At 57.6% G+C, this 14,695-nt stretch carries 16 protein-coding genes; 5 read left to right on the top strand and 11 right to left on the bottom strand.

Annotated features, from left to right (window positions below; all coding sequences use genetic code 11):
* Positions 1–2 precede the first annotated feature (2 nt).
* Positions 3–1,058 (bottom strand): alpha/beta hydrolase, encoded by a 1,056-nt coding sequence (locus tag RVM24_RS01710; RefSeq protein WP_072677821.1) that lies wholly within the window; start codon positions 1,056–1,058, stop codon positions 3–5.
* Between the two features lie 85 nt (positions 1,059–1,143).
* On the opposite strand from RVM24_RS01710, the gene RVM24_RS01715 reads away from it, so the two are divergent.
* The 3 genes from RVM24_RS01715 (at position 1,144) to RVM24_RS01725 (ending at position 3,218) form a co-directional block, all read left to right on the top strand.
* Positions 1,144–1,458 (top strand): DUF2007 domain-containing protein, encoded by a 315-nt coding sequence (locus tag RVM24_RS01715; protein WP_374813264.1) that lies wholly within the window; start codon positions 1,144–1,146, stop codon positions 1,456–1,458.
* 92 nt (positions 1,459–1,550) lie between these two features.
* Positions 1,551–2,555: a CobW family GTP-binding protein gene (locus RVM24_RS01720; RefSeq protein WP_374813266.1), complete on the top strand. Its 1,005-nt coding sequence runs from the start codon at positions 1,551–1,553 to the stop codon at positions 2,553–2,555.
* Between the two features lie 3 nt (positions 2,556–2,558).
* Positions 2,559–3,218 carry a hypothetical protein gene (locus RVM24_RS01725; protein WP_072677818.1) on the top strand — a complete coding sequence of 220 codons (660 nt, stop codon included), beginning with the start codon at positions 2,559–2,561 and terminating at the stop codon, positions 3,216–3,218.
* 33 nt (positions 3,219–3,251) lie between these two features.
* On the opposite strand, the gene RVM24_RS01730 is transcribed toward RVM24_RS01725, so the two are convergent.
* From RVM24_RS01730 to RVM24_RS01740, 3 genes are all read right to left on the bottom strand, one after another.
* Positions 3,252–4,094: a DUF6160 family protein gene (locus RVM24_RS01730; protein WP_374813268.1), complete on the bottom strand. Its 843-nt coding sequence runs from the start codon at positions 4,092–4,094 to the stop codon at positions 3,252–3,254.
* Between the two features lie 102 nt (positions 4,095–4,196).
* On the bottom strand, positions 4,197–6,011 hold the full coding sequence (locus RVM24_RS01735) for a choice-of-anchor D domain-containing protein (RefSeq protein ID WP_374813270.1): 1,815 nt from the start codon (positions 6,009–6,011) through the stop codon (positions 4,197–4,199).
* Between the two features lie 248 nt (positions 6,012–6,259).
* Positions 6,260–7,282, bottom strand: a complete 1,023-nt coding sequence (locus RVM24_RS01740; RefSeq protein ID WP_374813272.1) for a helix-turn-helix transcriptional regulator — start codon at positions 7,280–7,282, stop codon at positions 6,260–6,262.
* Between the two features lie 192 nt (positions 7,283–7,474).
* Here RVM24_RS01740 and RVM24_RS01745 point away from each other — a divergent pair, with 192 nt between their 5' ends.
* Positions 7,475–8,134 (top strand): class I SAM-dependent methyltransferase, encoded by a 660-nt coding sequence (locus tag RVM24_RS01745; RefSeq protein WP_374813274.1) that lies wholly within the window; start codon positions 7,475–7,477, stop codon positions 8,132–8,134.
* Here the strand turns inward: RVM24_RS01745 and RVM24_RS01750 are convergent.
* From RVM24_RS01750 to RVM24_RS01770, 5 genes are all read right to left on the bottom strand, one after another.
* The gene (locus tag RVM24_RS01750) at positions 8,131–9,153 is read right to left on the bottom strand and encodes a PA2778 family cysteine peptidase (RefSeq protein ID WP_374813276.1); all 1,023 of its coding nucleotides are present in this window, start codon (positions 9,151–9,153) and stop codon (positions 8,131–8,133) included. The genes RVM24_RS01745 and RVM24_RS01750 overlap by 4 nt on opposite strands.
* Positions 9,150–9,509 (bottom strand): PA2779 family protein, encoded by a 360-nt coding sequence (locus RVM24_RS01755; RefSeq protein ID WP_374813360.1) that lies wholly within the window; start codon positions 9,507–9,509, stop codon positions 9,150–9,152. The genes RVM24_RS01750 and RVM24_RS01755 overlap by 4 nt, the downstream gene beginning before the upstream one ends.
* A 135-nt stretch (positions 9,510–9,644) precedes the next feature.
* On the bottom strand, positions 9,645–11,117 hold the full coding sequence (locus RVM24_RS01760) for a phospholipase D family protein (RefSeq protein WP_374813278.1): 1,473 nt from the start codon (positions 11,115–11,117) through the stop codon (positions 9,645–9,647).
* Between the two features lie 10 nt (positions 11,118–11,127).
* On the bottom strand, positions 11,128–11,871 hold the full coding sequence (locus RVM24_RS01765) for a glutamine amidotransferase (protein ID WP_374813280.1): 744 nt from the start codon (positions 11,869–11,871) through the stop codon (positions 11,128–11,130).
* Between the two features lie 15 nt (positions 11,872–11,886).
* A complete protein-coding gene (locus RVM24_RS01770; protein ID WP_374813282.1) occupies positions 11,887–12,615 on the bottom strand; it encodes a YebC/PmpR family DNA-binding transcriptional regulator in 729 nt (242 codons plus the stop codon).
* A 182-nt stretch (positions 12,616–12,797) separates the two neighbouring features.
* Between RVM24_RS01770 and RVM24_RS01775 the strand changes: the two genes are divergently transcribed.
* Positions 12,798–13,220 carry a tetratricopeptide repeat protein gene (locus RVM24_RS01775; protein ID WP_374813284.1) on the top strand — a complete coding sequence of 141 codons (423 nt, stop codon included), beginning with the start codon at positions 12,798–12,800 and terminating at the stop codon, positions 13,218–13,220.
* Between the two features lie 25 nt (positions 13,221–13,245).
* On the opposite strand, the gene RVM24_RS01780 is transcribed toward RVM24_RS01775, so the two are convergent.
* A complete protein-coding gene (locus RVM24_RS01780) occupies positions 13,246–14,046 on the bottom strand; it encodes an MBL fold metallo-hydrolase (protein ID WP_058091691.1) in 801 nt (266 codons plus the stop codon).
* A 189-nt stretch (positions 14,047–14,235) separates the two neighbouring features.
* Positions 14,236–14,664 (bottom strand): SRPBCC family protein, encoded by a 429-nt coding sequence (locus tag RVM24_RS01785; RefSeq protein ID WP_374813285.1) that lies wholly within the window; start codon positions 14,662–14,664, stop codon positions 14,236–14,238.
* Between the last annotated feature and the right edge of the window lie 31 nt (positions 14,665–14,695).

Below are 14,695 nucleotides of genomic sequence, written 5' to 3' on the forward strand. Positions count from 1 at the left end.
CCTCAGGCATGTTGGTTCTCCACCTGGCTCAGAAACTCCCCGATGTCCTCAAAGGCTTGTTCCGCTTCCGGCAATAGGGGTGAGAAGATGTGCCACACGTGCACCATGTTCTGCCAGGTGTGAAGTTGCACCGGTGAGCCTTCGGCCCGGGCTTTGGCGGCATATCGGGTGGCGTTGTCCAGCAGCATCTCCGTGCTGCTGGCGTGAATCAGCGTGGGCGGCAAGTCGTTAAGGTTTCCGCGCAGGGGCGACGCCACGGGATTGGTGGGGGAAATGCGAAACGCCGCCAGGGTACCCCACCAGAGTACCGGTAGCGGAATCTTCGACAACCCTCCGAAAACCGGCCCAAGTAAGGGATCGGTACGGATGTTTTCCCGGTTGCTGGGGGCGGTCAGGGTGAGGTCGGTGGACGGTGACAGGGCAATAGCGGCATCGGCCTGGCGCACCCCGTTATCCCGAATCCAGGCCAGCAGAGACAGGGTATGGCTACCGCCGGCAGAATCGCCCGCTACCACTATGAACTCCGCCTTCTCTTCGCCATCCGGGCCGTGGTTCAGCAGCCAGGTATAGGCCTGGCGGCAGTCGCGAATGCCGTCCATAAAACGGTGTTCCGGCATCAATCGGTAATCCAAGGCAAACACCGCCGCATTGGCCAGTTGTGAGAACCGGTCGGTAATGGCGCGATGACTGCGGGGGCTTCCTGCGGCCCAGGCGCCACCGTGAATGTAGAGCACCCGGCGACGGGTGTCGGCACCCGATGCAAGCACCCATTCGCCCCGGGGGTGCTCGCTGTGGCGAATCTCGGATTTAACCTCCACACCTTCACCGAGACTGTCCAGATGGTTTCTCAGTGCAATCAGGCGGGCTTTGCCCTTCAGGCCCCGGGACGCCCGCCCCATGTCTTTGATGCGTTCCATCACCTCGTCGTGGGCGGGGTTCGGAGCCACTTCCCGCACCGCCCAGTCACCGCCATCGTAGTGGGAAAGGTCATGCACCCGGAACAGCAAGAAGGTTGAGAGAACGATGAGCGCAACAACAGCGAGCAGAATCCAGAGCATGGGTTTTCCTTTTGGGGCCCTGTAAAAAGGGAACTATGCTGAAACTATATTCGTACCATGGCCAAGCATACAGAGGAAAGTCATCTTGCAAATAGCCTATCGGGCCCGGGATATCACCGAGGCACACATTGTTGCCGGCATGTTGGAGGCCAATGGCATCGACACCTATGTGGGCGGGCACTACCTGCAGGGTGCGATGGGGGAGATTGGTGCTGCCGGATTCAGCAATGTTCATGTGGACGATGAGGATGTTTACCGGGCCAGAGTTCTGATTGACCAGTACGAATCCGAGCGGGCGGTAGCGGCCTCGCAACGCGACGAGCAGGACAAGCCGGATCATTATGCTCGCTGGTTTATTGTTGTAATCGTTGCTTTGGCCTGGCTTCTATGGCGATTCTGAGCTGATCGAATGGTTTGGCTTTTGTTGTTGCGCTCCCACTGGTACTGGGTGCCTCATTTTTGTTATGTTGTAACGCTTTTGAGGCCGCACTCATGTCTGATCCCGTCCGTCCTGTTCCTACCAATCTGATCCTTGGTTTTCTTGGTGTAGGCAAAACCACCGCCATCCTTGATTTGCTCCGGCAGAAGCCGGAAGGCGAGGTTTGGGCGGTTCTGGTCAACGAATTCGGTGAAGTTGGTATTGATGGTGCCATTCTGGAAACCGAGGGTGCCGTGGTTCGCGAGATTCCCGGGGGCTGTATGTGTTGTGTTGCCGGCCTGCCCATGCAAATCGGCCTGAACCAGCTTATTGCCCGTGCCAAGCCCGACCGGCTGTTGATTGAACCCACCGGTCTTGGCCATCCCTCCCAGATTCTGGACACCTTGACGGGCGAGTATTATCAGGACGTCTTGAAGCTGGGACCGGTGATTACCCTGGTTGACCCCCGTAAACTGGAAGACCCCAGGGTGCTGGACAACATTCAGTTCCGAGACCAGGTGGCGGCGGCGGATATCCTGGTCGCGAACAAGACGGACTTGTGCACAGACAACCAGGTGCACGCATTTGATCAATGGGCGGCCCGGCTTGCACCGGAGGGCCGCCCGGTGTATCACACCGACCATGGCCACCTTTCGGTTGCCTGGCTTGATGGCGCGGCCGCGTTACCCGAGGTGTCTGAGCCTCATGCGCACCATCATCACCATGCCAAGGAGGGGGATACACCACCGCCGCCGTCAATTCATGAGAACCCATGGCAATTGGTTACCAACCGGGGGCAAGGTCACAATAGTATAGGCTGGCGGATTCATCCTGAGTTGATGCTGGAGGAAAATGTGATACTGGCGATGGCCATGGATGACCGGCTGCTGCGCTTCAAGGCCGTTATTCATACCCGGGATGGCTGGCGCGTTGTAAACGTTGTGGACGGCGCTGTTACCATCCTGCCGGGCGAGCCCAGGGAGCTTTCCCGGGTGGAATTGATTTCAGCCGAGGCACTGGATGCCTCGGAAATGGACCAGCTGCTGCGGGCCGCAGCCGGGCTGACCGACCAGGATTAAGGTATGAGAATTCGGATTACTCACCAGAGAATCACCCTGTTTCTGCAATCCATTCTGTTGCTTGAGGCGGTGCTTGCGATCTGGGGGCAGCGCTGGTTTACCGCTTTCCTGACCAGCATGATCATTGTGATCACGCTGTTCCCGATACTGTTTGAGCGGCGGTTCCGGATTCACATTCCCCCGGAACTGCAGTTGGCGGCCATTGGGTTCGTGTTCGCGTCACTGTTCCTTGGGGAGATTCACGACTACTACAACCGGTTCTGGTGGTGGGACATGGCGCTGCATACTATGTCTGGCTTCCTGCTGGGGATTCTCGGTTTCTTGCTGGTTCACATCATGAACGAGACCGAAAAGATCCACGTTCACATGAAGCCCGGGTTTGTAGCGTTCTTTGCCTTTATGTTCGCGCTGGGCGTTGGCGCCCTGTGGGAGATTTTCGAATTTACCATGGACAGCCTGTTTGGCATGAACATGCAGAAGCCGATGCTGGGCGATCCCTCGGGGCTGACCGATACCATGTGGGACCTGATCGTTGACGCACTGGGCGCGCTGATTATTTCGATCCTTGGCTGGCGATACCTGAAAAACCCTGAGCGGAACTCGTTCCTGGAACGCTGGATTGATTCGTTTATCGAGCGTAATCCACGCTTTTTCAGAAAGTGAGGGAAAGCCCGGCAAGCGCCGGGCTTTTGGGTTTTAATGGCCGTAGATGCGCATGGTGGTGTCTTGAACCACCAGGTTGTCCATCATCACCGAGCCGATCGAGGTGCCGCCCACCAGCACTTGGTCAATCGACATGTCCGCCGCGAAGGTGTTCAGGTCGATGGCCAGGGCGTCGCCGGCACCACCCAGGCGGGTACCCTTGTACACGTCCATATCAATGGTGGCGCCAAGAGTCAGGACGCCCGGGTTCGCGGCGGAGCCGTCGAGCCGGGTGCCCATGTAGTCAGCGCCGGTCATCTTCAGGCCGCGGATGCCCAAGGCCAGGAAGTCGAAATCAACGTTCAGCTCGGAGATGCCCACCTGGGTATTCAGGTTGAGGGTGTCGGTGGCGGTATCAACGCGGATGCCAACCTTGGTGAAGGCGCCAACCATGTTGAAGTTGCTGGCCAGCAAGGTCGAATCGGTATGACCCTCCAGCGTCCAGTCACCGGTGCTGATACCGAAATCGATCGGCGCTGCGGTGATCGGGAAGATGTTGATCAGTGCGTCACCGTCATCCGCGATGTCGATGTCGATCTTGATGTTGTCGATCAAATCACTGGTCTGACCGAACAGGGCGTCGCGGAAATCGGTGATCTCCTCGAACAGATCGGTACGGTTGGCGCCACCAATCTTGATGTCTTTGATGGACAGTGAGCCCTCATCGGTGTACCGGAATTCGCCGATGTCCAACCGGGTTTCCAGCTCAATGGTGACACCGGCCTGACCAGTGATGTTGCCCATATGGGCGTCGTCAAGAGGCTTGAGGTCGGCTTGTGCGGCAAACGGCAAACCCGCCATGGCCAGCACTAACGCAGTTTTTTTCAGGCTTTTCATTGTATTGTTCCTTTTTGGATTTGTTATTCGACGTTTTCAACGACACAGCCACAGCCGGCGATCGCCAGCTGTGGCTGTGTTATCCGGCTAAGCCGGATTTCCTTACTGTTCCGGGGTCAACTCCAGTTCAATGGTGTTGCCGGAACCGGTGAGGAACTGGTTGAGCAGACCAGTCAGCAGTCCGCAGTTCTCCAGCGGTGGCAGATCGTAGACACCGTTGACGGTGCCGCCGGTCGCTGGCGAGAAGTTGGAGCCTTCAACCGAAGCGAGGTCGATGCTGACGGGCTCGCGAGTCATACACTCGGAACCCCCTCCAACCCGAAGCGGCAGGCCGAAGATCTTGATAGCCACCTTGGGCACTTTCACGTACAGCTGTGAGTTGGCGGTGAGCTTGCCGTTGATCAGCGTGCCGGTGGTGACGTCTGCCTGTTCAAATTCAACATTGGCTGAGGCATTCAGCCTGCTGAAAAGCAGTTTGATGGAGAAGTTGCCATACGTTGGGTCCAGTTCCAGGTCGGCTTCGAAGGTGCCCGCCGCGAGATCCAGCAGGGTGGCAATGGAACCGTTCAAGGGCAGGGTGCCGCCCGAGGACTTAATGAAGGTAGAGCCTTCCAGGCCGAGTAGCAGCTCAAGTTCTGAACCGGTTTGCTCAAAGGCCTCAGCGGAGACAGGAACGTTGACTTCCGGTGTTTCCGGGTCGTCTGAACGGATCACCAGGTTGGCGTTGCTGACGCCAACCGCGTTGGCGGTATAGCTCAACTCAACGGTACAGCTTTCGTTGGCGGCAATGGTTGTGCAGTTGTTGGTTTGAACAAAGTCTGCAGCGCCGGCACCTTCAAGCGCAACGCTGTCAATCAGCAGGACTTCATTACCGCTGTTGCTGATGGCCACTTCCGCCGATGCGCTCTGGCCCAGCTGGATTCGGCCCAGGTCAATAGCGTCTGGATTAACGCCGATTTCCGGTGTCGGGGCCAGTACACCACGGCCGGTCAGCGCCACATCAACCGCAGGGTTGTCGGCATCGGTCGACTCGATGGTGAGGGTTGCATTGCGAGTGCCTTCGGTGCTTGGAGCGAAGGTCACGTTCACGTCACAGGATTCACTCGGAGCCAGGCTTGCGCAGTTGTTGGTCTGCAGGAAGGCGTCGGCATCGGTGCCGCTGATGACAACGTTGTTAATGCCCAGCGCGGCACTACCGGTGTTGGAAACGGTGACGGTTTGCTCTGCCGTCAAACCCGCTTGCACGTTTCCGAAGGCCAGGTCTTCCCGGTTTACGCCAATACGCGGCGCTTCGGACACCTCACCGCTAACCAGAATGGTTTGCAGCAGATTGTCCTGATCCGGAAGTTGCACGCAGTCGGTGAGAATCTCGCCGATGGGGGCCGGCGCAATATCGCCATTCGGGGTGCGGGCTGTCAGGTCAAGGGTAAGCCCGCCAACGCGAATCTCAGCTTCACCGATATCGTCTTCGGTAAAGAGCACTTCAGGCGCCTGGCCTGAGGCTGGAACATCGAATTCGCCGCTTACATTGGGAATGAATGTGGGCGGAATCGTCAGTTCGACAATCTGTTCCAGACTGCGATTGGCGGTCACCACGGTGTTGAAGCTGGTTGCGATGCCTTCGACCGTTTCCGAGCCAACCAGCTTGAGCCCGGTGCGGGCGTCGTCGTTCACTACGGTAATGGCGGTGACTTCAAACTGCGGGGTGGGCTCACCAACGTTGGCCACTGTGGGAATGTCTGCGCTGATCTGGGCGCGGATGGGTTGGGTTCCGATCAGGGGGAACGGGCATTCGAACGCCAGTTCAATGGATACCGGCTCTGCGGCTACGTTGCTTGCACCACCGGCCATCAAGGCCGCTGCCGCAACGGCCGGGCCGAGCTTGCGGACACTCGTATTGAGGTTCCTGAGTTTCATGAGTTCGTCCTCTGTCTATCTGTAGTTGTTGTAGTCGGGTTGCAGACAACACCGATGACGGACCGCTCAATCGGACTTGCAAAGATCCCTTTGCCACACGTGCGGGGCACGCATGAGTGCAGGGTCATTTAACGGTCTTGGGGCGGCGTGGGTCATTGCTTGCCCCGGCAGGGTTTTTGTCCAAAACGGAGAAGAGGGGAGGGATTGCCTAAAGCGTGAACAGCATCAACCTAATAGCTGAACCCTGTTCACTTTTTTTTGCGTGCCTTGCGACGAACGTCGCCGGGCGTATGGCCGGTCCATGACCGGTAAGCTTTGGTGAAGCCGGCCTGATCACTAAAGCCCAGTTTTTCAGCAATGGATTCCAGTGGCACATTGGTGTCTTTCAGGTACAGCGTGGCAAAGCTTTCCCGGATGTCGTTTCTCAGTTCGCGGAACGAGGTGCCTGCGCTGGCCAGGTGTTGCCTGAGCGTCCTCGGGCTGATGTCCAGGCGCCGGGCAATGTTTTCAGTGGTGCAGGGGCGGCCGGGCTGGCTCATCATCAGTTCCCGCACCTGCATGACCGTCTCGTCAGCCTCCAGGATATGCTGTTTGCGGTCGTGGCGGGTGCGGGCCACCAGGAATTCCAGGCTGGCGTCGTCTTTTCGGATCGGTAGTCCGTTGAGCGGCATGGTTACCTGGCTTACGTTGGCATTGAATTCAAACTCGCAGCCGGGCGCGAGCCGTTTCCAGTCCTCTTCGGGTATGACACTGGGGAAGTCGAACTGGAAGCTGAAATGGCTGCACACCTGGCTGGATACCCGGTGAATGCTACCCATGTAAATTTTGGTCAGGCAGGGGCGAAGGCTCCCAAGCCCCCAGGTATCTATCAGCCGGATTCGAAAGGTAGAGCCGGTGGAAGCCAGTTCCATATCCATCAATGGCAGCCCCACCCGGAGATACTGCACGATCATGCTGATCAACCGCCTCGGATTCTCCTGGCCGAGCACCGCAAACCCCAGCAGCCCATGGCTTGGGAGATCCAGTTGCTGGCCGAACTCGAAGGCGGCTCGTTCATCGGTCATTAACCAGTCCGCTTTGCCGAGCACCGCCAGAACCTGGTTCATCGACAGGCTGGCCTCCGGACTTTCGAGCATGTCTTCAGTAACGCCGGTATCCTCAAGAATGGTGTGGCGCTTTACGCCCCGGCTTTCCATGAACCGGATGAACCGGTAAGCATAGCGGGCCGACACAATTGGCACTTCCAGGGCAAGACTGTTCAACGTATCCATGTTTTGTCTCTGGGCCGGATTACCCCGGCGTTTCGTCATAAACCATACTGTTGTTATTATTCATGCCTTTTACAGGCTGCTTCAGGCGCCAGTATAGGCACCGTAAGGGAGTGGTTTTCCGGCAGCTGGTCACAAACTGGTTTCATGGCCGGATATGACAATGAAACTTTCGACAGGTTGGGAATTGCCAAAATGGTAGAGGGTGATGGCGGCCGGCTCCTGTGCCCGGTGTGTGATTCGGGCACTTTGCAGACGTTTCGCACGGTTATGGAAAAACGCTACCTGCGCTGCGGGCAATGCCTGGCAACGGTCATGGCGCCTGAGTGTCACCTGACGGCAGATGAGGAGCGCGCCATATACGCGCTGCATAACAATGACACCGGGGACGCCGGCTATCGCCGGTTTCTGTCGAAGCTGTCAGAGCCCCTGTTGGCGAAGCTGGCTGATGGTGCCCGGGGGCTGGACTTCGGCTGTGGGCCAGGGCCGGCGCTTGCGGACATGATGCGGGAAGCGGGTTTTGACATGACCCTGTACGATCCGTTCTTCCACCCTGCCAGGTCGGCTCTTGAGCAACAGTATGATTTCATCACCTGTACCGAGGTGGTAGAGCACCTTCATCGCCCCGCCGAGGTGTTCAGGCAACTGGATTCACTACTCATGCCGGAAGGCTGGCTCGGGATTATGACGTGCTTCCAGACCGACGATGATCGGTTTGATCAATGGCACTATCGGCGCGACCCAACCCACGTGGTGTTTTATCGGGAACAGACGTTCGCCTGGCTGGCTGGCCGCTACGGTTGGCAGTATGAAGTGCCTCGTAAAGACGTGGTGCTGATTCGCAAGCCGGGCTAGCGCTCTGTCGTGTCAGCGGGGCAATCCGGTATCGGCGGGCACGAGCTTCGGCTACCTCCGGTTGTGCCTTTTGGCAGCTCCGGTGCCTGGCCAAAACGTTCCGGGTTCAGGTTTGCCGCGCAGGCCATAGCCTTGCTGGCCTGCTCTGGGCAAGACCGGGCGCTCAGGGCGTAGGCCAGGTTATTCCAGGCCTCCGAGAAGCCAGGAAAGCGGTTAACGGCGCGCAGGAAGTGTGATGCCGCGCCCTCGGCATTGCCCTGGTCGTAAGCCAGGTTGCCCTGGGCCATGATCGGTGCGGGTTGGTCTGGCCATTGCTGTTCGGCGGCCTGATAGGCTTGCTGAGCGGCCCGGGTGTGCCCGGTGCTTTCGAGATCGTGGGCCGCTCGCAGATAGGGCAGGGTTTCCGCTGTCGCTGGTAGTGAATCTGGCGGCAGAATGACCACCGCCCATCGGTCTGCCCGGTTCCAGGTGGCGTGAAACACCTTGTAGGGCATCCGGTAATGGCGCCGGGTGTCTGTGTTCAGTATCAGGACTTCCTCTTCACTGTCGTAGCCCACCACCACGGCAAAGTGCCATTGCGGCCACCAGTTGAATCTCAGGTTCTGCATAATGAGAACCGGATTGCCGGCGGTCACCTCGCCCAGTACCGCCTCAAGGTTTGGCCTTAGTGGATACACCACCATGTCGTGGGAACGGGCGCCAGCGACCATTTCAACTTGCAGTGAACCCTGGCGGCCGGGCAGGTAAACCAGTTCTTTCAGGATTTCAGGGTCCGTTGCCAGGCCCTGTGTGTTCAGCATGGTTGCCAATGAGGCCGGCCCACACTGGTACTTTTCCTGAGGATAGAAAGGGACATGATCCAGCAACGCCTGGTCCAGCACCGTATCGCCTTGTGGCGTGGGGGCTGGTGTTTCTGGCCAGGGCGGTGTGCTGGCACAGCCTGCCAGCAGGATCAGCCCCAGAAGGGCTGCAAACCTGCCGGCAAGGCCGGGCTTGTTGGCGGGGGCGGAAGGTGTCAACGAATGCAATTGATGAAGGAGAACAGGTTCGTGGCACACAGCATGTCAGTGATGATGAATACCAGGAGGAACAGCACGATAACGCCAACAACGCCTTCCCCGGCGGGGGCCTCAGCCAGTTGTTGCTCGAAGTCTGCCAGTTCAGCCGGTGTCAGATTCTGGATACGTTCGACAACCTGAGCTTCGCTGACACCCATCTGGGCCAGTTTGTCCTGCACGTTCTGGTCTTCGAGCATGTCCAGCAGTTGTTGGCGGTCAAGGTCCGTCTGTTGCTGCTGAATCAGCTCGCCTGTGCCCACCATGCCGGCATGGGCCGAGACGGAGAAGGTGGTTGCGAACGACATCAAGATGACCATGATCAGGGAAAGCTGCTTCATGTGACGTCTCAGGCTGTTCATATCAGACTCCTTGGTTCTTGGGTTATCGAAAAACCTTAGATGGGAATGTGTACTGATTCAACATACAAAACGTTCACGCTTTCATGCTAAAGCTCAGAATGTGGAGAGTCCCGTGGCTTCCATAATCCGGTATTGCCAGTATTTGCGCCTGGAGTGATCGGCCCAGGCTGAATAGGGCAGACTCAGGGCCTGCTCGTTGTCCGGGCCGTGTGTCCAGTAGTCGTCAAAGAAGGCGTTGGCCTTCTGCGCGACAGGGTCATCCTGTTGCACGGCCAGCCACACGTTGGATTCCAGGTTCAGGTCATCCAGATTACGACGGGTAAAGTTGGCGGAGCCCAGCAGCAGTTCGATTTGCTCATTCTGCCCACGGTAGATGACAAGTTTGCTGTGGCACTGCTCGCCCCGGGTGTTGCACCAGCGCACCGGAATGCCGGCTTCGTGCAGTTCACGGGCAACAGGTCGGTTGGGAATGCCGTTTTTCTCGTGGCCAAAGGCATCTTTGTTGGCATCCAGCAGCAGGCGGATTTCGACGCCCCTGCGTTGCGCTTCCAGCAGCCCGTTGATAATGGGGCGGTGGGAGAGGTAGAACATGGCCATGTCTAACTGCTCCCCCGGCTGGCTTCGATTGATCATATCCAGAGCAGCGTCCCGGATGGCGGATTCGGTCAGAAGCTTGAGGGTGCCCTGTGAATGGTCGGGCAACTGGCTGTGTCGAGGCGTCCGTTCCAGCCAGCGCTCGAGTGTGCTGCTGTCGACACCGGACATCCGGATAACCGCCTGTTCGCTACGGATAACATCCATAACTGCGGGGCCACTGAAGGCCAGACCGATATTGCTGTGCCGGCTGCTGCCGTTGTGGGGATTTGCGGAGGTGACAACCGCCCGTAACCGGTCGCCTTCGTCGGCCACCAGAAGCTTCCGGTGATTGGCTTTGAAATTCGGTAGCGCCAGGTAGCTGCGGATGGTGGCGGGCTGGTTGCCAAGGGCATTGGGCAGCCAGCCACCATCCGGGTTGTTGCCCAGCCACCGGCAACACAATCGCCACAGGGATGACCATGCGGGGTTGCTGTCACGCAGCGGTTCCAGATCAGTGACCACAACCTCAATGCCAGCGGCAGACAGCGTATCAAAGTGAGGTGAGTGGGTGCCCCCGTAGAAGGTGTTCAAGGGGTCTGAAATCAGAACAATATCCATGTTTGGTCGAGCATCTTTACGCTCAAGCAAAGCCTGGGTGAGCTGTTCGGCCAGGGGGCGAAGGTGGATGTCCTCGGGGCCGGTACTGTTAAACAGAAACATGTCCAGCAAGATAAAGGTTTCGGCCTGTTCGATCAGGCGGAAGATTTCATCGAATATCTCATGATCCAGCGTTGACTGCCCGTCACTGAAATGTCGGGTGGTATCTGTCAGAAGTTCAGCGTCTTCCAGTGGTGCCGCATCGCCTTGATAGCGAATGCCGGGTGGAAGTGGTTTGAAAGAATGCCATAGGCCAAGGCCGATCAGGCTGAGCAGGACAACGCCGACAATGAACTTGAGGATCATGGTGGGTTCGTTCCATCGAATGGGCATGGGTGCTGGTTCAGTGCTGCTGCATCATCACCCAGTCGGCGAAAAGCCGGAGCAATTGGCTGGCCTCCGGCGCTGGCTGAACGGAACTCAGCAAGGCGTTTGCGTCCAGGCCTTCGGTCTCAAGATCAGGGTACTGGACTTCCAGGTAGGCTTTCATGATCTGTTCGTCGAATTCCGGATGAAACTGAACACCCCAGGCATTCTTGCCAACCCGGAAGGCCTGATGGGGTTCAAAGGTGGATCGGCCCAGAAGCACAGCGCCCGGTGGCAGCTCTATTACTGACTGCTTGTGGGTCAGTTGGGCCGGGAACTGTTTCGGCAGCTGGCTGAACAGTGGGTCGTGCTGGGCGCTGTCAAACAGGGTAACCGACTGGGTGCCGGTCTCCCGGCCGCCAGGGTGGTAATCCACTTTGCCGCCAAGCGCGTGGGCCAATAATTGGTGCCCATAACACACGCCCAGAAGCGGAACGCCCGCTTCAACCGCTTGCCGAACCCACGCTGCCGTCGTTTCACTCCAGGCCGCACGCTCGCTCACCATCGCCGGTGAACCCGTAATGACGATGCCTTGCCAGTCGCCAGGTTGCCCAGGCGGCGGTGCTTGAGTGACGTCTGCAATCGTGAGTTCTAAATGGCTGGAAAGTGCCCGCGCAAACCAGGCATCAAAGTCCCCGAACTGATCCCTGATCTGAGGGTAGGTAGACCCGGTTTTCAGGATCACGACGCGGGTTTTGTGGGGTGTTTGTGTTCCAGCCATAGCCAGCTCCAACTCTTATGACTCTTCCGGGAGTTCCGCGTTGTGGAACACGTTCTGAACGTCGTCCAGATCGTTCAGCATGTCGAGGAACTTCTCGAACATCGGAATATCGTCGCCTTCCACCACGGTGGTGGTTTTGGGCAGGAACTGGATTTCGTCAACATCAAACTCGATGCCTTCAAACGTCGATTCCAGGGCCTGTTTGGCTTTGGCGTATTCGGTGTTGGGGGCAAAAACAGTGATCTTGCCATCTTCGTTTTCGATGTCGGTTACATCTACATCGGCTTCCATCAATGCTTCCAGAACGGCCTCTTCATCCTGGCCGGAAAAGGCGAAAATGGCGCAATGGTCAAACATGTGTGCCACAACACCAGGGGTGCCGATTTTGCACTTGGTTTTGGTGAAGGCCAGGCGCACATCGCCGAAAGTGCGGTTGGGGTTGTCGGTCAGGCAGTCGACAATCACCATGCAGTTGCCGGGGCCGTAACCCTCGTAACGAGCCGGGGAGTAATCTTCGCCCGCGCCACCCTTGGCTTTGTCGATGGCTTTTTCAATCACGTGTGCGGGAACCTGGTCTTTCTTTGCCCGCTCAATGAGTCCGCGAAGCGACAGGTTGGCCTGGGGATCTGTGCCGCCAGACTTGGCGCTCATGTAGATTTCCCGACCGTACTTACTGTAGACCTTGGTTTTTGCCGCAGCCGTCTTGGCCATGGATTCTTTGCGGTTCTGGTAGGCTCTGCCCATCTGTGGTGCCTCTCGTGCTCTCGGTAAAAGGACGGATTTTACTCAACTAGCGGCCTCGGTGACAGCCTATTTTGCTGGCTGGTGGTTCGAAGGTACCAGTTGAATGATGCTTTGGTAGCGGCGACGTGGTGGGCACCGGCTGTTAGCGTGTCAGGGTGTATCAGTCTCGGTGGAGTTTCGCTATGAACGTTGTCCGGCCAACGGTTTTACTGGTTATTGTCATGGCCTTGGCACCCGTTACGGGGATCAGTGCCCAGGAAAATGATGAACAAACCCGCATAGCCCGGGATATGGTCAAGGCGTTGCAGGCCTATGCGGTATACAAAATGGGGCAATACGACGAAGCGTTTGATCGTTACTGCGAGCTGGCTGAGCGGGGCAACAGCCAGGGCATGCTGAATGTGGCCAACATGTATGCCGCCGGCCTAGGAACCGAGAAGAACCTGGAAAAGGCGTTCCAGTGGTATCTGGAAGCCGCGGAAGCTGGCGATGCCATCGGCATGGAGGAAGTGGCCAGTGCCTATCGCCAGGGCCTGGGTGTGCCCAGAGACGAAAATCTGGCCGATGAATGGCTGGCACGAGCACAGGCTACGCGCCAGCCGTGATTCACGGAACCATAAACCGAGCGAATCAGACGTATTCCACCGGCTGTCGGTAGTTATCCTGTGAAACCAGATCAATCCCGCAGTCCATCTCGCTGACCCAGTTCAGGAAGCGGTCAACCATCACCGGCCCCTCGAAACGCTTGCCGTGCTGGGGCACGATCATAGCCACATCCATGCCGCGAACCATATTGGCCCAAAGGCCGCACACCTTCTTGGAGGCGATGTAGCGCCGATGGAAACCGATCATATTGGGGATGTGCTTGTCGAAATCCTTGACCGGCTCGTGGTCATCTTCACCGCCCATAGAGGCGCCAAGATCGCCTGAGAACAGGATCTTGGAGACCGGATCATAGAACTGCAGGTTGCCCACGGAGTGCATGAAGTGCGCAGGCAGGCACTGAAGGTAGCTGTCACCGAACCGGACGTTGGCGCCGCCATCAGGAATGCTGACAATTCGGTCGTAAACGCTTCCACTGAGCTGATTGGTGACATAACTGGACACCAGGTGTGGCAGGAATCTGGCCCACAGCTTGGAAGTCACAATCTTGGCGCGAGTGTGAACAATCCAGCGATCGATGGCGCCGATGATGTCTGGGTCCTGGTGAGACGCAAAAACATAATCCATATCGCGGATGTTCATATACTTCGAAGCAGCTACCGAGAGCGGCGTGTAAGTGAGGTCTCCGCCGGGATCAATCAGGGCTTCATGTTTGCCATCGACAACCAGGAACTGGTTCGACTGGACGCCTTCGCCAGTCACCAGTGAATCAAACATCAGGCACTTGTGGTGTCCGTTGTCGAAAAGCACAATCGGTTCAGCCGCCATTTCGCTCTCCCGCAGAGGATTGGTTGTGCCATCAGGAAGCCCGGTCAGGCCCCCTGATGGCCGGATATTGCAAGTTGCGCGGGAGGTTACAGAATTGACAAATGTGAAGTGTTGCCTCAGGTCAATTATCTGATATTCATCAAGTAACGGTTTGTCACGCCGGCTGCCCGGGCCGGGGCTCTCATGGCATCAAGCCAGCTTGGGGACCCGTTTGATGCCCCGGCGCAGGCCCTGCTCCAGAGCGACGCTGACCACTTTCCCGGAAAACGGCACTATGTCTTCAAAGGTGATGGTGTAGTTCAGCTGGGTTTGGCCATCCGGAGTGTCCGAAAAGCGAATCCTGCCCAGATGGTTCTTTATCGGGCTCATGCTGGTGATGGCGTACTCAATCAGCGTCTCGGGCTCGAAGTTCAGTACGGTTTCCTCCAGAGAGAGGGGGCCGATGCCGATCTTGCGCACAGAGCCAAGGCCGTTCGGGTCTGCCTGGTCACTGTCTTTGATCCGTTTGACCGGTGCGCCAAGCATTTTTCCGAAACGCTGGTGATCTGCAAACAGGGCGAATACCTTTTTGCGAGGGACATTAAAAGTCTCACTGATTTCAATGGTGTACATGGCCATGGTTGCTCTCTTGTTGTAGGCATTGGGACAA

The organism is Marinobacter sp. KM021 (genome assembly GCF_050707965.1).
Classification (GTDB): domain Bacteria; phylum Pseudomonadota; class Gammaproteobacteria; order Pseudomonadales; family Oleiphilaceae; genus Marinobacter; species Marinobacter shengliensis.